Source organism: Bradyrhizobium sp. SZCCHNS1050 (assembly GCF_032484785.1).
Classification (GTDB): domain Bacteria; phylum Pseudomonadota; class Alphaproteobacteria; order Rhizobiales; family Xanthobacteraceae; genus Bradyrhizobium.
Genome location: NZ_JAUETR010000001.1, coordinates 2,098,962 through 2,118,624 on the forward strand (window position 1 = coordinate 2,098,962; position 19,663 = coordinate 2,118,624).

Annotated in this window: 20 protein-coding genes; 6 read left to right on the plus strand and 14 right to left on the minus strand. The window is 65.6% G+C overall.

Going from position 1 to position 19,663, the window contains the following annotated elements; genetic code table 11:
- Positions 1–33: 33 nt before the first annotated feature.
- The 8 genes from QX094_RS09560 to coxB all read right to left on the minus strand — a co-directional run bounded on the left by QX094_RS09560 (position 34) and on the right by coxB (position 6,968).
- The gene (locus tag QX094_RS09560) at positions 34–795 is read right to left on the minus strand and encodes an SURF1 family protein (protein ID WP_316165578.1); all 762 of its coding nucleotides are present in this window, start codon (positions 793–795) and stop codon (positions 34–36) included.
- Positions 796–1,000: 205 nt separating this feature from the next.
- Complete coding sequence (locus QX094_RS09565) at positions 1,001–1,390, minus strand: DUF983 domain-containing protein (RefSeq protein WP_316175647.1); 390 nt, start codon at positions 1,388–1,390, stop codon at positions 1,001–1,003.
- A 166-nt stretch (positions 1,391–1,556) separates the two neighbouring features.
- Positions 1,557–2,414: a cytochrome c oxidase subunit 3 gene (locus QX094_RS09570; RefSeq protein ID WP_315751289.1), complete on the minus strand. Its 858-nt coding sequence runs from the start codon at positions 2,412–2,414 to the stop codon at positions 1,557–1,559.
- Positions 2,415–2,501: 87 nt separating this feature from the next.
- Positions 2,502–3,161: a cytochrome c oxidase assembly protein gene (locus tag QX094_RS09575; RefSeq protein ID WP_409977986.1), complete on the minus strand. Its 660-nt coding sequence runs from the start codon at positions 3,159–3,161 to the stop codon at positions 2,502–2,504.
- A 7-nt stretch (positions 3,162–3,168) separates the two neighbouring features.
- A complete protein-coding gene (locus QX094_RS09580) occupies positions 3,169–3,345 on the minus strand; it encodes a CoxF protein (protein ID WP_315717922.1) in 177 nt (58 codons plus the stop codon).
- A 20-nt stretch (positions 3,346–3,365) separates the two neighbouring features.
- Positions 3,366–4,304, minus strand: a complete 939-nt coding sequence (locus QX094_RS09585; protein ID WP_315751287.1) for a heme o synthase — start codon at positions 4,302–4,304, stop codon at positions 3,366–3,368.
- A gap of 146 nt (positions 4,305–4,450) precedes the next feature.
- Positions 4,451–6,064, minus strand: coding sequence for a cytochrome c oxidase subunit I (gene ctaD / locus QX094_RS09590; protein WP_315717924.1), 1,614 nt, complete (start codon positions 6,062–6,064; stop codon positions 4,451–4,453).
- Between the two features lie 67 nt (positions 6,065–6,131).
- Positions 6,132–6,968: a cytochrome c oxidase subunit II gene (coxB, locus tag QX094_RS09595; protein WP_316175645.1), complete on the minus strand. Its 837-nt coding sequence runs from the start codon at positions 6,966–6,968 to the stop codon at positions 6,132–6,134.
- 526 nt (positions 6,969–7,494) lie between these two features.
- On the opposite strand from coxB, the gene QX094_RS09600 reads away from it, so the two are divergent.
- Positions 7,495–8,076 carry an invasion associated locus B family protein gene (locus QX094_RS09600; RefSeq protein ID WP_409999275.1) on the plus strand — a complete coding sequence of 194 codons (582 nt, stop codon included), beginning with the start codon at positions 7,495–7,497 and terminating at the stop codon, positions 8,074–8,076.
- Positions 8,077–8,160: 84 nt separating this feature from the next.
- Here the strand turns inward: QX094_RS09600 and QX094_RS09605 are convergent, their stop codons facing one another.
- Positions 8,161–8,661, minus strand: coding sequence for a GNAT family N-acetyltransferase (locus QX094_RS09605; protein ID WP_315751517.1), 501 nt, complete (start codon positions 8,659–8,661; stop codon positions 8,161–8,163).
- A gap of 84 nt (positions 8,662–8,745) precedes the next feature.
- Between QX094_RS09605 and tldD the strand changes: the two genes are divergently transcribed.
- From tldD to QX094_RS09625, 4 genes are all read left to right on the plus strand, one after another.
- Entirely contained in the window at positions 8,746–10,170 is a 1,425-nt protein-coding gene (tldD, locus tag QX094_RS09610; protein WP_316170721.1) for a metalloprotease TldD, read from the plus strand.
- Positions 10,171–10,181: 11 nt separating this feature from the next.
- The gene (gene lepB, locus QX094_RS09615) at positions 10,182–10,970 is read left to right on the plus strand and encodes a signal peptidase I (RefSeq protein WP_316204550.1); all 789 of its coding nucleotides are present in this window, start codon (positions 10,182–10,184) and stop codon (positions 10,968–10,970) included.
- A gap of 10 nt (positions 10,971–10,980) precedes the next feature.
- Positions 10,981–11,319 (plus strand): MmcQ/YjbR family DNA-binding protein, encoded by a 339-nt coding sequence (locus tag QX094_RS09620; RefSeq protein WP_315717929.1) that lies wholly within the window; start codon positions 10,981–10,983, stop codon positions 11,317–11,319.
- A 76-nt stretch (positions 11,320–11,395) separates the two neighbouring features.
- Positions 11,396–11,965 (plus strand): nucleotidyltransferase family protein, encoded by a 570-nt coding sequence (locus QX094_RS09625; protein ID WP_316165810.1) that lies wholly within the window; start codon positions 11,396–11,398, stop codon positions 11,963–11,965.
- 269 nt (positions 11,966–12,234) lie between these two features.
- On the opposite strand, the gene QX094_RS09630 is transcribed toward QX094_RS09625, so the two are convergent.
- The 3 genes from QX094_RS09630 to QX094_RS09640 form a co-directional block, all read right to left on the minus strand.
- Positions 12,235–12,885: a PAN domain-containing protein gene (locus QX094_RS09630; protein ID WP_315828023.1), complete on the minus strand. Its 651-nt coding sequence runs from the start codon at positions 12,883–12,885 to the stop codon at positions 12,235–12,237.
- Between the two features lie 250 nt (positions 12,886–13,135).
- The gene (locus tag QX094_RS09635) at positions 13,136–14,506 is read right to left on the minus strand and encodes a glutamate--cysteine ligase (RefSeq protein ID WP_316165580.1); all 1,371 of its coding nucleotides are present in this window, start codon (positions 14,504–14,506) and stop codon (positions 13,136–13,138) included.
- A 96-nt stretch (positions 14,507–14,602) separates the two neighbouring features.
- On the minus strand, positions 14,603–15,091 hold the full coding sequence (locus QX094_RS09640; RefSeq protein ID WP_315717931.1) for a helix-turn-helix domain-containing protein: 489 nt from the start codon (positions 15,089–15,091) through the stop codon (positions 14,603–14,605).
- A gap of 146 nt (positions 15,092–15,237) precedes the next feature.
- On the opposite strand from QX094_RS09640, the gene gstA reads away from it, so the two are divergent.
- Complete coding sequence (gene gstA / locus QX094_RS09645; protein ID WP_315717932.1) at positions 15,238–15,852, plus strand: glutathione transferase GstA; 615 nt, start codon at positions 15,238–15,240, stop codon at positions 15,850–15,852.
- A gap of 188 nt (positions 15,853–16,040) precedes the next feature.
- Here the strand turns inward: gstA and QX094_RS09650 are convergent, their stop codons facing one another.
- Together QX094_RS09650 and QX094_RS09655 are read right to left on the minus strand one after the other, a co-directional pair.
- Complete coding sequence (locus QX094_RS09650; protein WP_315717933.1) at positions 16,041–18,254, minus strand: 3-hydroxyacyl-CoA dehydrogenase NAD-binding domain-containing protein; 2,214 nt, start codon at positions 18,252–18,254, stop codon at positions 16,041–16,043.
- Positions 18,255–18,422: 168 nt separating this feature from the next.
- Entirely contained in the window at positions 18,423–19,631 is a 1,209-nt protein-coding gene (locus tag QX094_RS09655; protein ID WP_315717934.1) for an acetyl-CoA C-acetyltransferase, read from the minus strand.
- Positions 19,632–19,663: the final 32 nt, after the last annotated feature.

Genomic DNA, 19,663 nt, shown 5'->3' on the forward strand with positions numbered 1-19,663 from the left:
TCTAAGTCAAGCGACGTTTCGCGGACTACGGGCTCATCGGTTCGCTGCGCGCCGACCCCGCGCCCACACCGCGAACGCGACGATCAACGCGGCGGCCAGAGAGAACCACGTGATCGCGTATTGCATGTGCTCGTCGCGCAGATGCGGCGACAGCGGGCCGGGCTTGGGAATGCCATTGTCGGGCACCGGCGATTCCAGATCGATGTAGAACGGCGCGACCTCGCCCCAGCCGAGCGTCTTGGCCATCGCGCGATGGTCGCGCGTGAACCACAGCCGCTTTTCGCGGCTCTCGGCCGCGGTGAGCAAACCGGCAGCCTCGGGAAAGCGCAGATAGCCGGTCAGGGTCACGGGCTCGCCGGTGACGAGCTTGGCGGTGGCGCGGTCCTGCACCGCGCGTTCCTGCATCGTGTTGGCGACGAAGCCGGCGTCGATCACGACGGTCTCGCCGGACGGCAAGCGCGCAGGGAGGAACGCCCAGGTGCCCGGCCCGGAGACGTCCTCGCGCACGGCGGAGCCGGCGCTGTAGACCATTGCGTCCGGCAGTCTGGTGTAGGTGGCAGTGAAGCTGACACGGCGAAATTCGTCGCGCTCCGGCGTCAGCATGCGCCATTCCGTCTGTGGCGGCAGCGGTTCGGGCGCAGCAGCAACGCGATCGGTGAGCGCTGCGATCAGCGCGTGCTTTTCCGCACGGCGCTGCAATTGCCAGATGCCGAGGCCTGCGAACAGCGCGACCATGACGACGGTGAAGGCGGCGAAGGCGCGGGAGGACGTTTTGCGGCTGGAAGCACTCGTCATTGCGGAGATGTCCGCGGCGAGGTGAACGCTTTGCCGGAGCGAACGGTGCGCTCCCCTCCCCCTTGCGGGGAGGGGTTGGGGGTGGGGGTGGCCCAACAAAGACTGCCGCTGGGGCTACCCCCCTCCCCGGCCCTCCCCCACAAGGGGGGAGGGAGCACACCTTCGGCGCCGCTCAGATGTGCGACTCGCACGCGCAGGCGCCAGCTCATCGCGGCGTCTTGTCCACCAGGCGGCCGGGAGCGGCCTTGTGGTGGAATTGCAGGGCGATGAGCAGCGACTTCATCGCGCGCAACGGCAGCAGCGTCGTCACCAGGATCAGCGGTCCCCAGAGCGCGGCATGGACCCAGAACGGCGGCTGATACTTCACCTCGACGATCAGCGCGGCGCCGACCACGATGGCGCCGGCGAGCATCATGATGAAGATCGCCGGACCGTCGCCGGTGTCGATGAAGGCATAGTCGAGATCGCAGGCTTCGCAGCGCTTGCGCAGGTTGAGGAAGCCGTCGAACAGCTTGCCCTGGCCACAGCGCGGGCAGCGGCAGGCGAGCCCGCGCAGGACGGTCTGGGCCAAAGTGACGGGCGGATGGATGGTCATGGTGTCTTGCCCCCTGGGCGGTCGCGCGACGCCTCATGGTGATACAGCCGGAGGCGACGAGAGCGGATCACATTTCGATCAACCGCCGGGCGCCGCTGCAACGAGAAAGGGCGGCCCGACGGCCGCCCCTTCTTAGCACGTTCGACGGAACCGGTGCGCGCCGGCTTCAGTGCGCGCCGTGGGCCATCGCCTCGGCGCCGTGGCCCCAGACGTAGATGCAGATGAACAGGAACAGCCAGACCACGTCGACGAAGTGCCAGTACCAGGCGGCGAACTCGAAGCCGAGATGCTGCTTGGGCGTGAAGTGGCCGGCATAGGCGCGCGCCAGGCAGACGGTCAGGAAGATCGTGCCGACCAGGACGTGGAAGCCGTGGAAGCCGGTCGCCATGAAGAAGGTCGAGCCGTAGACGTGGCCGGCGAACGAGAACGTTGCGTGGCTGTACTCATAGGCCTGCACGCAGGTGAAGGTGGCCCCCAGGAGGATGGTGAGGATCAGGCCATATTTCAGGCCCTTGCGGTCGCCCTCGAGCAGCGCGTGGTGCGCCCAGGTCACCGTGGTGCCCGAGGTCAGCAGGATCAGCGTGTTGAGCAGCGGCAGGTGCCAGGGATCGAAGGTCTCGATGCCCTTGGGCGGCCAGACGCCGCCGAACAGGGCCTCGCGGGTGGCCTGCACCTCGAAGTTCGGATACAGCGCGGCATTGAAATAGGCCCAGAACCAGGCGACGAAGAACATCACCTCGGAGGCGATGAACAGGATCATGCCGTAGCGGTGATGGAGCTGCACCACGCGGGTGTGGTCGCCCTTGTATTGCGCTTCCTTGATGACGTCGCCCCACCAGCTCGCCATGGTGTAGAGCACGCCGATGGTGCCGATGCCGAATACGATCGGCGCGGCGCCGAACATCTTGTGCATCCAGCCGATCGCACCGAACGCCATGATGAAGGCCGAAACCGAGCCGACGAACGGCCAAGGGCTCGGATCGACGAGATGGTAGTCGTGATGCTTGGCGTGCGCCTCAGCCATGGCAAGTCTCTCCCCAGATCGATGCCGGTCGCGCCGGCACGGTGTCGTTCAACGGCGATGGTCCCCGAATATCGGACGTCCGCGCGGTCATAGGCTGCCCCGCGGTTTGTCCGGCTCGCCCGCCGCGACCGGCTTCGGTGCGTCGCGGACGGGATAGAAGGTGTAAGACAGCGTGATCGTCTTCAAACTGTCGTTCTCGTGATCGGCTGTTATCGCCGGGTCGACGTAGAACACCACCGGCATCTCGCGGGTCTCGCCCGGCGCCATGGTCTGCTCGGTAAAGCAGAAGCAGTTGATCTTCTGGAAGTAGGCGCCCGATGTCAGCGGCGACACATTGTAGGCCGCCTGCGCCATGGTGGTGCGCGCCGACTGGTTGGTGACCGTGTAGTAGACCGTGACCACCTCGCCGATCGCGACCTCGATCTCGGTCTTCTCCGGCTCAAACTTCCAGGGCAAACCGCCGGCGACATTGGAGTCGAAGCGCACGGAGATCCGGCGCGCCAGCGGCGCCGAGGATGGCGCTGATGTCGCCACCTGCGTGGTGCCGTTGAAGCCGGTGGCGCGGCAGAACCAGTTGTAGAACGGCACGGCGGCATAGGACGCGCCGACCATCAGCACCACGACGGCGCCGCAGATGCCGCCGACCAGCGCATCGCGGCTGAGGCCGCGGCGCGGCGCGGCCGGCGCGGTCGCCGGAACGATCTGGTCGGTTGTCTCCATCGCGGTCTGCTTCGTCCCGTCCTGCATCACGTCTCTACATCGGCCGATTCAGCACCGCGGGACCCTTCACCATGGTCACCGCGAAGAACAGCACCACCAGCACGCCGAGCGCGAGCGCAATCGCGATCGAGCGGCGACGGCGGCTGCGCAGCTGCGCCTCGGTGAGGACGATGCCCTCTTGCTCGTTCGGATCTGCCATCGTGGTCGCCATGTTTTCCAGTCTCGCGCCTCTTACCAGATCAGCGGCGCGATCATGCGCGCGACCGCTTCGAGTCCGAGCGTAGCGAACAGCACGAACAGATAAAGGATCGAGAAGGCGAACAGCTTGCGGTTGGCGCGTAGCGAGGCGCTGCGCTCGCGCTTGCGGAACACCTCGACCGCGAGCCACAGCATGCCCGTGCCGAGCGCCAGCGAGACGACACCGTAGACGGCATCGAAATAGCCGAGCGGCCACGGCGCGGCGGCGATCGCCACCAGGACGATGGTGTAGAGCAGGATCTGCAGCCGGGTCGCATCGGGGCCGGCGACCACCGGCAGCATCGGCACGCCGGCGCGAGCGTAGTCATCGCTGCGGAACAGCGCCAGCGCCCAGAAATGCGGCGGGGTCCAGAAGAAGATGATCAGGAACAGCCAGAGCGGCTCCGGCGCGATCGAGCCGGTGGCGGACACCCAGGCGACCACCGGCGGCAAGGCGCCGGCGGCGCCGCCGATGACGATGTTCTGCGCAGTCCAGCGCTTCAGCCACAGCGTGTAGATGACGACGTAGAAGAAGATGGTGAAGGCGAGCAGCGCACCGGCGAACCAGTTGACGAGGATGCCGAGCGTTAGCACCGAGAAGAACGACAGCGTGATGCCGAAGGCGAGCGCCTCCTGGCGGGTGACGCGGCCGCGCGGAATCGGGCGGTTGGCGGTGCGCGACATCAGCGAGTCGATGTCGCCTTCCAGCGCCATATTGAGCGCGCCGGAGGCGCCGGCCCCGACCGCGATGCACAGCAGTGAGGTGATGGCGAGCACCGGGTGGAAATGGCCCGGAGCGATCAGCAGGCCGATCAGCGCCGTGAAGATCACGAGCGACATCACCCGCGGCTTCAGCAGCGCGAGATAATCGCCGACATCGGCCTCGGAAATCCGCGGGCCGACGGCAATGGCGTTCTGATCGATGACCGACACGGCGAATCCAGACTTCAATTCACAGACTTCAATTCAAAAGGTTCTGGGACAGGGAGTGCCAGAACCGCGCTTCCGGCGCGGCACCAGGCGCGCCACCGGCAGAGATCGACGCGGCGCCGGATGGCGCCGCGTCGGAGAGATCAGGTTCACTGCACCTTCGGCAGCACCTCGAACTGGTGGAACGGCGGCGGTGAGGACAGGGTCCATTCCAGCGTCGTCGCACCCGGTCCCCACGGATTGTTCGCGGCCTGCTGCTTGCGCATGAAGGCGTCGACCACCCCATAGATGAAGATCAGGACGCCGAAGGCCGAGATGTAGGAGCCGATCGACGAGACCAGGTTCCAGCCCGCATAGGCATCGGGATAGTCGATGTAGCGGCGCGGCATGCCCGACAGGCCGAGGAAGTGCTGCGGGAAGAACACCAGGTTGACGCCGACGAAGGTGACCCAGAAGTGCGCCTTCGCGATCGTCTCGTTGTACATGTAGCCGAACATCTTCGGGAACCAGTAGTACCAGCCGGCGAAGATGGCGAACACGGCGCCGAGCGACAGCACGTAGTGGAAGTGCGCGACGACGTAGTAGGTGTCCTGCAGCACGCGGTCGACGCCGGCGTTCGCCAGCACGACGCCGGTGACGCCGCCGACCGTGAACAGGAAGATGAAGCCCACGGCCCACAGCATCGGCGCGCGGAACTCGATCGAGCCGCCCCACATCGTGGCGATCCAGGAGAAGATCTTCACGCCGGTCGGCACCGCGATCACCATGGTGGCGGCGACGAAATAGGCCTGCGTCGCCGAGGACATGCCGACGGTGTACATGTGGTGCGCCCACACCACGAAACCGATGCCGCCGATCGCGACCATGGCGTAGGCCATGCCGAGATAGCCGAACACCGGCTTGCGCGAGAAGGTCGACACGATCTGGCTGATCATGCCGAAGCCGGGCAGGATCAGGATATACACTTCCGGATGGCCGAAGAACCAGAACAGGTGCTGGAACAGCACCGGGTCACCGCCGCCGGCCGGATCGAAGAAGGTGGTGCCGAAATTGCGGTCGGTCAGCATCATCGTGATGGCGCCGGCGAGCACCGGCAGCGACAGCAGCAGCAGGAATACCGTCACCAGGATCGACCACACGAACAGCGGCATCTTGTGCAGGGTCATGCCCGGCGCGCGCATGTTGAAGATGGTGGTGATGAAGTTGATCGAGCCGAGGATCGACGACGCACCGGCAAGGTGCAGCGACAGGATCGCGAAATCCACCGCCGGTCCGGGATGGCCCGAGGTCGACAGCGGCACATACATCGTCCAGCCGGCGCCGACGCCGTTGGCGCCGGGCTCGCCCTCGACGAAGGTCGAGGTCAAAAGCAGCGCGAACGAGGCGGGCAGCAGCCAGAACGAGATGTTGTTCATGCGCGGGAACGCCATGTCCGGCGCGCCGATCATCAGCGGCACCATCCAGTTGCCGAAGCCGCCGATCATCGCCGGCATGACCATGAAGAAGATCATGATCAGGCCGTGCGAGGTCACGAACACGTTGTAGGTGTGGTTCTCGTGGAACAGCTGCACACCCGGATACATCAGCTCGATGCGGATCGCGACCGACATGGCGAGGCCGATGATGCCGGCGCACACCGCGAAGATCAGATACATCGTGCCGATGTCTTTGTGGTTGGTCGAATAGATCCAGCGCCGCCATCCGGTCGGATGGTCGTGCGCGTGATCGTCATGGCCGGTCAGGGTCGTCGCGTTCGTCGCCATTGTCCAATCCTCAGTGTCCCCGTGGACCGCCAAGGCGGCCCTCAATCTCAGCGTTCATCCCGCTCGGCTACTGCGACACGCCCGCAGCCGACGCATAGGTGCTCGTGGGCGCGCTGGCGTACTTCTTCTTGGCGTCCTCGACCCAGGCGGTGAAGTCCTGGTCGCTCACGACGCGCACCGCGATCGGCATGTAGGCGTGGTCCTTGCCGCACAGCTCCGAGCACTGGCCGTAATACATGCCGACCTTGGTCGCCTTGAACCAGGTCTCGTTGAGGCGGCCGGGAATGGCGTCGATCTTGACGCCGAACGACGGGATCGCCCAGGAGTGGATCACGTCGGCGCCGGTGGTCTGGACGCGAATCACCTTGTTGACCGGCACGACCATCTCGTTGTCGACGGCGAGCAGGCGCGGCTGCTTGTCCTGCGCCAGCAGCGAGTCGAACTCGAACTTGCCGTTGTCGGGATAGGCGTAGCTCCAGTACCACTGCTTGCCGGTGGCCTTGATGGTCATATCGGCCTTCGGCACATCGAGCTCGAGGAACAGCAGCCGGAACGACGGCACCGCGATCATGACCAGGATCAGCACCGGGATCAGCGTCCAAGCCACCTCGATCAGCGTGTTGTGCGTCGTCCGCGACGGCACCGGGTTGGCGCGCGCGTTGAACTTGACCACCACGGCGACCAGCAGCGCCAGCACGAACAGCGTGATGATGGTGATGATCGTCAGCAGCAGGCCGTGGAACCAGGTGATGTTCTCCATCACCGGCGTCGCAGCCTCCTGCAGCTTGACTTCCCATGGCGCCGGCTGGCCCGTTTCAGCAAACGCCGCTCCACCCGACACGAGCGTCATGCCCGTTACGGCCAACCCCAGCAAGGCGCCCAATTGGCCTTTCGACATCTTCATGCCGTCGCGCTCCCTTCAGAACTTTCCCCCTCAGCGCACCGCCCGCTTCACGCAGCGGCGCGCCGTTCGATCCGCTCTCCTGACAAATGGCCTTCGGGCGGATGCATAGAAAAGCACCTGGGCCAGTTCACTGGAATGACGAAATCTTTCTTCTCAAACCATAATTCTTGATCTATCGCAATGCAGTCTTGCGCCGGATATCGCGCGCGGCGCTGTTCGTCGCGACAAGCGTATTTTCCGGGAGATTGCCGCATGCCGTGATTTCGCGGGCAACGGGCGCTTGACAGGCGTGCGGCGCGATGTAGGCAAACGGGACACGGCCGTTTGCGAGGCTGATTCGGCGAGGCGCGGCGGCAGCTGCCCACCAGGGTGCGGCCATATTTGGTATCGTTTCGTGCCGTACGCCGGTGACGCTGTCCTCAAGACGCCATCATTGCCGTATCATGGCGTCGGACGCGCAGATCACCCACAGGAAATTGTCATGGCACCGACCCGGATCAGGGTTTCAACGGACAGGACAGCTGACATGTCGACCCCAGCTGCGAATGACTCGCGCCGTTTGTACCGATTCAGCGCGGTGCGTGCGCGACTCGCGCGTGTTGCCGCGATGACCTCCGCGGCGACCGCGGTCGCGATGATCGCTGCGACGGTGATCGGCCTGCCGCACGCCGCATTGGCGCAGGGCGCGGTGCGCTCGGTGCATGGCGACTGGCAGATCCGCTGCGACACGCCGCCCGGCGCGCAGAGCGAGCAGTGCGCGCTGATCCAGAGCGTCGTGGCCGAGGACCGTTCCAATGCCGGCCTCACCGTGATCATGCTGAAGACCGCAGACCAGAAGAGCCGGCTGATGCGCGTGGTGGCGCCGCTCGGCGTGCTGCTGCCGTCCGGCCTCGGCCTGAAGCTCGACAACCAGGACGTCGGCCGCGCCGGCTTCGTGCGTTGCCTGCCCAATGGCTGCGTCGCCGAGGTGGTGCTGGAGGACAAGCTGCTCGGCCAGCTCAAGACGGCGAAGACCGCGACCTTCATCATCTTCGAGACGCCGGAGGAAGGCATCGGCTTCCCGCTGAGCCTCAACGGCCTCGCCGAAGGCTTCGACAAGCTGCCCTGACGTCGGCCGCGATTGACAGACCCTTCGCAGCACGATGCCGTGATCGAGCCGTGAGTTCGCGCGTCTGAATGCGCGCCCGCGGCCTCAGCGCCGCCCGTCGAGCGCCAGCGCCATCACCAGCAGGGTCTTGTCGAACCCGTCATCGCCGGGCTCCCGCGGCTGCACCGCCTTGAGCAGGAATCCGGCCTTCTGGTACAGCCTGATGGCGTTGGTGTTGCTGCGGTAAACCGTGAGCTCGACACGCGAGAAGCCGGCCACCCGCGCCGCCTCGAGCGCCGCCGCCATCAGTCGTCTGCCCAGGCCCTGGTGCCGGAACTGCGGCATTAGGCCCATGCCGAGCACCCCGATCCGGGCATCGATTGGCCCCGATTTGGGCGTCACATCGCACCAGCCGACCACCTCCCCGGCCGAGAGAGCAACGAATTGCGGATATCCCTCGTGGATGTTGTTCAGAATGAAGGCGCGCGTCGACTCCAGCGGCGGCGCCTGCACGAACGACAGATAGCGCCGTTCGCGCGCGACGTAATCGAGCGTGCGGTGGAAGCTCTCGATGTGAGCGGACGTGATGGGAACGATCTCAACCATGTCAGTTCGGTAATCATCCAGCCCCTCGCGCCCCGGCGTCAAAACAACTATCTTGGAATGAACGCTCCGACAACGGATTGACCCATGACTGCTCCCACCACTTCCCTGCTCGAACGCGCCAATCTGGACCGTGATACGGTCCGGAGCGAGGTCGCGCGTGGCCTGGCTGGCGCCGATGACGGCGAATTGTTCTTCGAATACAGCCAGACCGAAGCGCTGACCTTCGACAATGGCCGGCTGAAGCAGGCGACCTATGACACCAGCCAGGGATTCGGCCTGCGCGCGGTGAAGGACGATGCAGTCGGCTATGCCCATTCCTCCGACGTCTCGCTGCCGGCGCTGATGCGCGCCGCCGATGCCGTCAGCGCCGTGCGCGGCGGCTATTCCGGCACGTTCGCGAGCCCGCCGCCGCACACCAACGTCCGGCTCTATGGCGACGATAATCCGCTGGACGCTCCCGGATTCGAAAGCAAGGTCAAGCTGCTCGGCGAGATCGACGCTTACTTGCGCGACAAGGATCCGCGCGTGCGCCAGGTGACCGTGAGCCTCGGCGCAACCTGGCAGGTCGTGGAGATCCTGCGGCCCGACGGCGAGAGCTATCGCGACATCCGCCCGCTGGTGCGCGTGAACGTCTCGGTGGTCGCCGGCCAGGGTGATCGCCAGGAGACCGGCAGCAAGGGTTATGGCGGCCGCGAGGCCTATGCCCGCTTCATCGAGACCAAGGCGTGGCGCGAGGCCGCCGACGGCGCACTGCGCGAGGCCCTGGTCAATCTGGAATCGGTCCCCGCTCCCGCTGGCGAGATGGACGTCGTGCTCGGCGCCGGCTGGCCCGGCGTGATGCTGCACGAGGCCGTCGGTCACGGCCTCGAGGGTGACTTCAACCGCAAGAAGACCTCGGCCTTCGCCGGGCTGATGGGCAAGCCGGTCGCCGCCAAAGGCGTCACCGTGGTCGATGACGGCACCATGGCCTCGCGCCGCGGCTCGCTATCGATCGACGACGAGGGCACGCCGACCAGCCGGACCGTGCTGATCGAGGACGGCATCCTGGTCGGCTACATGCAGGACCGCCAGAACGCGCGGCTGATGAACATGGCGCCGACCGGCAACGGCCGCCGTCAGGGCTACGCGCACGTGCCGATGCCGCGCATGACCAACACCTACATGCTGGCCGGCGAGCGCGACCCGGCCGAGATCATCGCCTCGGTCAAGAACGGCATCTATGCCGTCAATTTCGGCGGCGGCCAGGTCGACATCACCTCGGGCAAATACGTCTTCCAGTGCACCGAGGCCTACAGGATCGAGAACGGCAAGGTCGGTGCGCCGGTGAAGGGCGCGATGCTGATCGGCAACGGCCCGACAGATTTGAACCGCATCAGCATGATCGGCAACGATCTGTCGCTCGATACCGGCATCGGCACCTGCGGCAAGAACGGCCAGGGCGTGCCGGTCGGCGTCGGTCAGCCGACGCTTCGCATGGATCGCATTACGGTGGGAGGCACGGGCCGATGAGCCTTGAGAAGATGTCCACGGACAAGACCACCAAGGCGACGCGCACGGGCAGCGTCCGCAAGGAAAGCACCTGGGGCGGCCAGCTCGCGCAGCTCGTCGCGGTCGTCATGGTGGTGTTCGTCGCCAAGGGCGCCATCGCCGAGCCGTTCTACGTGCCGTCGGGCTCGATGGAGCCGACCCTGATGATCGGCGACGCCCTGCTGGCGTCGAAATTCCCCTATGGCTACGGCACCTCGTCGCTGCCGATGCAGATCACGCTGCCGGAGACGGGACGCCTGTTCGGCGAGACGCCGAAGCGCGGCGACGTCGTCGTGTTCCGCTGGCCGGGCGACAACTCGCAGGCCTGGGTCAAGCGCGTCGTCGGCCTGCCCGGCGACCGCATCCAGATGCGCCAGGGCCAGCTCTACATCAACGGCCAGGCCGCGGCGCTCAAGCCCGACGGCATCGGCGATGCCGAGGACGACACTGGCCGCAACGAGCCGGCCTATCGCTACGTCGAGACGCTGCCGAATGGCGTGTCGCACCTGATCTTCAAGATGCGCGACAACGGCCGGCTCGACAACACGCCGGAGGTGACGGTGCCGCCCGGCAAGCTGTTCGTGCTCGGCGATAACAGAGACAACTCCGCCGACAGCCGCGTGGCCTTGCGCGACGGCGGCGTCGGCCTGCTGCCGATCGACAACCTCGTCGGCCGCGCCGATGCCGTGGTCGGCTCCTGGGACCTCGGCTTCAAGAACCAGCCGGTTTGGGCCTGGCTGTCGGGCTTCCGGCTCGATCGCTTCTTCACCGCGGTGCGCTGAGCGAACGCCGATGACCTTCGACGATGTCAGGGCGCTTGCGCTGGCATGGCCGGAAGTCGAGGCCGGCACGTCCTATGGGACACCCGCGCTGAAGGTGCGCAAGAAGATGCTGGCGCGCCTGAAGGAGGACGGGGACAGTCTCGTCCTTCCGGGCGTGCCGCCGGACGAACGCGCGATGCTGGTGGAAAGCCGGCCGAAGCTGTTCTACGTCACCGATCACTACCGCGACTATCCGATCGTGCTGCTGCGCCTGTCGAAGGCGAGGCGCGCCGACGCAGAGCCGCTGTTGCGCCGGCAGTGGCGGGCATTGGCCTCGAAGAAGGCGCTCGCCGTGTTCGATCGCAGCTGAAACGGGCTGCACGCCGTCCTCCATCTCGTGTATTGAACGTGTCGACGGCACCCATGTTCTGATGCCTTCGACCATCATGACCAAGGACGATTTCATCGCAGCCGCGCTGCGCAACCCCGTCAACACCGCGATCATGCACGTGCTGCGTGAAACGGCCGTGCCCGATGCCTGGGTCGTCGCCGGCTGCCTGACTCAGAGCGTCTGGAACGTGCGGACCGGCCGTCCGATCGATCACGGCATCAACGACTACGACATCTTCTATTTCGATCCGGATACGTCGTGGGATGCTGAGGACGCCGTCATCCGGCGCATCGCATCCTACCTCCATGACATCGAAGCCAAGGTGGAGGTGCGCAACCAGGCCCGCGTCCATCTCTGGTATCCGACCAAGCACGGCCGGCCCTACCCTGCCGTGTCGCGATCAACCGATGGAATCGACCGATTTCTCACCGTCAGCACGCAGGTCGGGCTCCGCCCCGTTACCGATGGATATGAGCTCTATGCGCCCAAGGGCCTCGCTGACATCGCGCAGATGATCGTGCGGCCGAACTACACGGCCAACTTCTCGGCGACGAACTACACGGCCAAGGCGGACCGCTGGAAGGCGCTGTGGCCTGAGATCACAGTGATAGCCGCGGCAGATTGAGCGCGACCAGACAGGATCGGGAGCCCCCTCTCTCATACGTCATTCCGGGGCGCGCGCAGCGCGAGCCCGGAATCCATAACCACCATCGTGATTATGGATTCCGGGCCCGTGCCGCTGCGCGTCACGTCCCGGAATGACGACTGAGTTTGGCGCGCCACCGGTGCACGATGCTTCTTCGACATCGCATCTTCAGTTGGCATCATTGCGAGAGCTCGCAATAACGGTGGCTCTGACGATCGACAAGAAGGAGCGAGACTCATCGTCGCGCACTATCGCACGACGCCCGACGTAAAGCCCGCCCGCCGGCGCGGCGGCTTGATTTCCTTCTTCAGAAAGCAATGCGCTTCCTTGCCGGCATAGCCGGGCCGCGCAAAGGTCCAGGCGCGGCATTTGTTGTCGCCGGTGCAGGCGGCCTTGCAGATGTCCTCGGCGTCGGCGGCCTTCTCTTCCTTCTTGTCCGCGGCCTTGTCGCTGCCCTTGTCAGCGGCCTTCTCGGCCTTCTCGCCGCCCTTCAGATCGGTGGTCTTGATGTCGAAGCTGCGGTAGTCGCCGCCGGGACGGTCGATCGACGTCTCGACCGCATCATTGCGGATCTCGACGACGCCCGCGCCGCGCACGCCGGAAACGCAGCAATTGTCCGGCACGCGCGCCGGCACGCTGTTCTTCAGCCAGCACACCGCGCCCGCTTCCATCACGGTCGGATAGTTGAAGCTCCAGGCGCGGCAGCGCCGGTCGTGCTCGCACAACAGCGCGCAATCGGCCGGGTCGCCGGAGGCGATCGGCGCGCTCATGTAGTCGCCGCCGGGACGATCGGAATAGGTCTGGGCTGAAGCCGGCGTCAGGCACGCGGCCGCGAACAGGCACGCCAGTACCCTCAGCCATGCCCCGATGAAGCGCCCCACGCGCCGCCGCTGAACCATCCGACCCATTGTTAATGTTCGAGTTTTCTTACGAGTTTTTAGGCAGTCATTTGATCGCCACGAACCTGTATGGCGGATGAACGGCCCGGACCGGTGGGAGCTGCGGAAGGCAAAGCAGCGGCGCCCAGGCGCTGAATCGAACCTGGGACACAAATCGCAACAAAAAACAGCGGACCCGAGCCGCCAACCGCCTCAACGCGGAACAGGCGACGCAGCGAACCTGCGATGGCTGCAGGCTCGGCCGTTCCGATCAGAACGCATATTCGTCGTAGGCCGGCTCCACCGAGCCGCCCCACGGGCCATCGAACTTCTCCAGCATCTCCTCGGCCGGCGAGCGGCCGCAATCGATGATCTGATCGAGCGGCTCGAGAAAGCGGCTCTCGTCGCGGCCGAGATGGTCGATGCGACTGCGCCGGCGCAGGCCGAGATGCGCCAGGGTCAGGCATTCCTTGGCGATCTCGAACACGTAGCGATTGCGAACACGCGCCTTGAAGCCGAGGCGCGGCACGTCGTCGCGCAGGTTCTGGCGCTCGAACGCGGACCAGGTCTTGACCAGGTCCCAGGCCGCGTCGAGGCTGACGTCGTCGTAGAGCAGGCCGACCCAGAACGCCGGCAGCGCCGGCAGCCGGCCCCATGGCACACCGTCGGCACCGCGCATTTCCAGGTAGCGCTTCAGGCGCACCTCCGGGAAGATCGTCGAGAGGTGATTGGCCCAGTCCGACAGCGTCGGACGCTCGCCCGGCATCGCCGGGTTCTTGCCTGCGAAGAAGTCGCGGAACGAGGTGCCGGAGACGTCGATATAGGTCTCCTCGCGTTTCACGAAATACATGGGAACATCGAGCGCGTAGTCCACCCAGCGCTCGAAACCCATGCCATCCTCGAACGCCCACGGGATCATGCCCGAGCGCTGATTGTCCGTGTCGCGCCAGATCTCGGAGCGGAACGACAGGAAGCCGTTCGGCTTGCCTTCGGTGAACGGCGAATTGGCGAACAGTGCGGTCGCGATCGGCTGCAGCGCCACCGAGACCCTGAGCTTCTTGACCATGTCGGCTTCGGAAGAGAAGTCGAGATTGGTCTGCACGGTGCAGGTCCGGTACATCATGTCGAGGCCATAGCGGCCGACCTTCGGCATGTAGCTGGTCATGATCTTGTAGCGGCCCTTGGGCATCAGGGGAATTTCGGCGCGCGACCAGGACGGCGTCATGCCCAGGCCGAGAAAGCCGATGCCGAGCGGAGTCGCGATCTCGCGGACCTGCGCCAGATGCGCCATCAGTTCCGCATGCGTCTGGTGCACGGTCTCGACCGGCGCGCCGGACAGCTCGAACTGGCCGCCCGGCTCCAGCGAGATGGCGCCGCCGCCGGTCACGTCATAGAGCCCGATGATGTTGCCGCGCTCCATGATCGGCTCCCAGCCGAGCAGAAGCTTCATGCCTTCGAGCAGCGCGCCGATGCCGCGCGCGCCCTCGTAGGGCACGGGGCGATGACCGTCGAGCGTGAACGGCGTCTTCTCGTGCTCGGTCCCGATGCGGAAGGCGGACGGCGGCTTCACGCCGGCCGCGAGCCACGCCACCAGTTCGTCGCGCGACTGCAGCGGGGTCATATCGATCTGGTCACGCGCCATGGGAGTCTCGGTTCAGAAGCGCTTCGAGGGTCGCGCGTGGTGACAGGAAGGGCCGCGGACCCCAGGGGGCCGCGGATGTGAATGGGAACGGATGCTTCATCGGGTCGCCGCGCCCTCTCCGGCCGCCAACGGAGCGGCCTGACCACAGGAGCAGCCAAGGCGATCCAGCAGCATGCAAAGCTTGGCAGCGTCGGTATCCGACAACTTGGAGCCGACATGCTTCTCGATCGCGGCGGAATAGGCCGACCACATCCGCTTCTGCAGTTCGCGTCCGGCCTCGGTGATCTCGACGAACTGGCCGCGCTTGTCCATCTTGCATTCGCGCCGGACGACCAGACCTTCGTCGACCAGCCGGTCGATCAGCCGGGAGGTGGAATATTGCGGGATCAGCATCTGCCGCTCCAGCTCGACCGGGCGCAGCTCGCCCGCTGGCGCCCGGGACAGCTCCAGCAGCGCATCATACCAGGCGAGCGGCGGAAAACCGGCCTTCTTCAGCTCCTGCTCGACGCAGTCCAGCACCCGGCTCTGGACCCGCATCAGGCGGATCCAGGCGGCGGTCGCCTCGGTCGATGGTTTGCGTTTCATGGGCCGGCTCGTATCCTCGGATGCGCAGTCTAGCGCATTCGATGCAGCTGCATCAATCTTGACTATTCCATGCATCTGCATGTAAGGGCGGGTGCGACCGCGCGATAGGTTCCAAGGACAAAACGGTCTCACGGAGGGAATACAAGATGAAGCTTTATTATTCACCCGGCGCCTGCTCGCTCTCGCCCCATATCGCCCTGCTCGAAGCCGGCCTGCCCTACGACCTGGTCAAGGTCGATCTGCGCGCCAAGACCCTGGAAAATGGTGACGATTACCTGAAGATCAATCCGAAGGGCCAGGTGCCGGCGCTGGGGTTGCCGAGCGGGGAGATCGTGACCGAAGGCCCGGTGATCGTCCAGATGATCGCCGACCAGGCGGCGACCAAGAACCTCGCCCCGGCGCGCGACAGCGGCGAGCGCTACAAGCTGCTGGAGTGGCTGAACTTCATCACCTCCGAGCTGCACAAGAATTTCGGCCCGATGTTCTCACCGGTGCTCGCCGACGACGCCAAGGCGTTCTTCAAGGACCGCGTGATGGGCAAGTTCAAATACATCGACAGCCAGCTCGCCGGCCGCGACTACCTGATGGGCCAGCAATTCACGGTGGCCGACGGCTATTTGTTCACCATCCTGACCTGGGCGGACCGGATGAAGTTCGACCTGTCGGCGATGCCGAATCTCGTGGCCTACAAGAACCGCGTCGCCGCACGGCCGAAGGTGCAGGAGGCGCTGACCAAGGAAGGGCTGATGAAGGCGGGGTGAGCGAGATCTTGAAAGAACTCGCTGTTGCTTCTCGGGCAGTGTGTTCTCTCCCCCCTTGTGGGGGAGAGATAGAGAGGGGGGTAGCCACAAGCGCTGGTGCCTGTGGCTACCCCCCTCCCTAACCCTCCCCCACAAGGGGGGAGGGAATGGACAGCAAGCGCGGCTCGCTTCCGCCTAGCATTCCGGTCTCAAGCCGCCGCCTTCTTCGGCGGGAAGCGGCCGTAGAAGGTTTCGCCCTTGGCGGCCATCTCCTCCAAGAGCTTCGGCGGGGCGAAGCGCGAGCCGTACTTCGCCGTGAACTTGTGGCACAGCTCGACGAACTTCTTCGTCCCCATGAAGTCGATGTAGGACAGCGTGCCGCCGGTGAACGGCGCGAAGCCGAACCCTAAGATCGAGCCGACATCGGCCTCGCGCACGTCGGTGATGACGTGGTCCTCGACGGTGCGCGCGGCTTCCACCGCCTGCACCACCAGGAAGCGCTGCTTCAGCTCCTCGACATCGAGCGTGTCGGGATCGAGATGCTTCGGCTGCAACGACGGCAGCTCCGGCCACAGGCTCTTCTGGCCCTTGCCCTTCTCGGGATAGTCGTAGAAGCCCTTGGCGTTCTTGCGGCCGAAGCGGCCCTGCTTCTCGACCAGCTCGACCATCAGCTTCTTGTGGTCCTGGTTGATCGCGTTGGGGCCGAGATCATGCTCGGTCGCCTTCATGATCTTGAGGCCGAGATCGAGCGCGACTTCGTCCGACAGCGACAGCGGGCCGACCGGCATGCCGGCCATCTTGGCGGCGTTCTCGATCATCGCCGGCGGCACGCCTTCGAGGAACATCTCGTTGCCTTCCGCGATGTAGCGCATCACGCAGCGATTGGCGAAGAAGCCGCGGGAGTCGTTGACCACGATCGGCGTCTTGCCGATGGCGCGGACGTAGTCGAGCGCGGTCGCCAGCGCGACGTCGCCGGTGTTCTTGCCCATGATGATCTCGACCAGCATCATCTTCTCGACCGGCGAGAAGAAGTGGATGCCGATGAAGCGGCCCTGGTCCTTGAACTCCTCGGCCAGCGAGGTGATCGGCAGGGTCGAGGTGTTCGACGCGAAGATCGCGCCGTCCTTCAGATAGGCCTGCGCCTTGGCGTAGGTCTCGGCCTTGACCTTGCGGTCCTCGAACACGGCCTCGATGACGAGATCGCATTCCTTCAGCGCCGCGTAGTCCGCGGTCGCAGTGATGCGGCCCATGATCGCCTCGGCCTCGCCCGGCTTGGCGCGGCCCTTCTTGACCAGGCCGTCGATCACGCTCTGCGCATGCGCCTTGCCCTTGTCGGCGCTCTCCTGATCGCGGTCGATCAGCACGACCTCGAGGCCGCCGCGGGCCGAGACGTAGCCGACGCTGGCGCCCATGAAGCCGGCGCCGATCACGGCGATCTTCTTGATCTTGGTCGCCGGCACGTCCGCCGGGCGGCGCGCACCCTTGTTGAGCTCCTGCATCGACAGGAACAGGCTGCGGATCATCGCCGCCGCTTCCTTCGAGCGCAGGATCTTGGTGAAGTAGCGCGATTCGACGCGCAGCGCGGCATCGATCGGCAGCTGCAGGCCTTCATAGACGCAGCTCATGATCGCGCGCGCGGCCGGGTAGTTGTCGTAGGTCTCGCGGCGATAGATGGCGTTGCCGGCCGGGAACATCATCATGCCGTTCTTCGAGAACACCGGGCCGCCGGGCAGCTTGAAGCCCTTCTCGTCCCACGGTGCGACGGCCTTGCCACCGCCCTTGATCCAATCCTTCGCGGCCTTGATGAGGTCGGCCGCCGGCACGATCGCATCGACCAGCTTCATGGCCTTGGCCTTGTCGAGCGTCAGCGCCTCGCCCTTCAACAGCAGGTTCATCGCGTCCTGCGGCTGCACGATGCGCGGCACGCGCTGGGTGCCGCCGGCGCCCGGGAACAGGCCGACCTTGATCTCGGGCAGGCCGAGCCGGGTCTTCGGATTCTCGGCCGCGACACGGTAGTGGCACGACAGGGTGATCTCGAAGCCGCCGCCGAGCGCAAGACCGTTGATCGCAGCGACCCACGGCTTGCCGGAGGTTTCCATCGCCCGGTTGATGAGCGAGAACCGCCGGCTGGTGTCGAACAGCATCTGGTTGGCGGCTTCCTCGCCCTTGCTCTTCAGCACGTCCAGATAGATGCGGTTCATGCCCTCGAGCATCGACAGATCGGCGCCGGCGCAGAACGCCTCCTTTGCCGAGGTGATGACGACGCCCTTGATGGCGGCGTCCGCAGTGGTCTCCTTGACGAGGGCCTCGAGCTCGTTGGTCGAGGTCTCGTCGAGCACGTTCATCGAACGGCCCGGAATGTCCCAGGTGATCAGCGCAATGCCGTCGGCATCGGTTTCGAGCTTGAAGTTCTTGTAGGCCATGTGGTGCTCCCAGATTTGGCAGGGGCGCGTCTGTGCTGCGTCAGCCCCGATGTTTCGTCTCCCCTCCCCCTTGCGGGGAGGGGTCGGGGGTGGGGGTCCTCACGGGCAGTGGAGCGCGTGGCACCCCCCTCCCCGACCCTCCCCCGCAAGGGGGGAGGGAGCGCACCGTCACACCCGCTCGATGATGGTCGCGGTGCCCATGCCGCCGCCGATGCACAGCGTCACCAGCGCGGTCGCCTTGCCGGTGCGCTCGAGCTCGTCGAGCACGGTGCCGAGGATCATCGCGCCGGTGGCGCCGAGCGGATGGCCGAGCGCGATCGCGCCGCCATTGACGTTGATCTTGTCCTTGTCGATCTCGAACGCCTGCATGTAGCGCAGCACAACCGAGGCGAACGCCTCGTTGAGCTCGAACAGATCGATGTCGGATTTCTTCATGCCCGAGCGCTCGAACAGCTTCTCGGTCACGTCGACCGGGCCCGTCAGCATCATCGCGGGCTCCGAGCCGATATTGGCGAAGGCACGGATTTTCGCGCGCGGCTTCATGCCGTACTTCGCGCCTGCCTCCTTGCTGCCGAGCAGCACCGCACCGGCGCCGTCGACGATGCCCGAGGAGTTGCCGGCGTGATGCACGTAGTTGACGCGCTCGATCTCCGGATGCGACTGGATCGCCACCGCGTCGAAGCCGCCCATCTGCGCCATCTGCACGAACGACGGCTGCAACTGCGCCAGCGACTGCATCGTCGTCGAGGGACGCATGTGCTCGTCCTTGGCGAGGATGGTCAGGCCGTTGATGTCCTTGACCGGCACCACCGACTTGTCGAAGCGGCCTTCCTCCCAGGACTTCGCCGCGCGCTGCTGGCTCTGCACCGCATAGGCGTCGACGTCGTCGCGCGAGAAGCCGTATTTGGTCGCGATCAGGTCCGCCGAGACGCCCTGCGGCATGAAGTAGGACGGCACCGCCATCGACGGATCCATCGGCCAGGCGCCGCCGGAAGCACCGATGCCGACGCGGCTCATCGATTCCGCACCACCACCGATGACCAGCTCATGCTGGCCGCTCATGATCTGCGCCGCGGCGAAGTTCACGGCGTCGAGGCCGGAGGCGCAGAAGCGGCTGATCTGAATGCCCGGAACGGCATCGCCGAGACCCGCATTCAGCGCGGCGAAGCGCGCGATGTCGGAGCCGGCCTCGCCGACCGGATCGACCACGCCGAGCACGACGTCGTCGACCGCGTCCTCGGGGATGTTGTTGCGGTCCTTCAGCGCCTTCAAAGGCACGGTGGCGAGCGCGAGCGCGGTCACCTCATGCAGGCTGCCGTCGGCCTTGCCGCGGCCGCGGGGAGTCCGTACGTGGTCGTAGATAAACGCCTCAGGCATCACGCCCTCCTCATCTGGTCAGATTTGTTGTT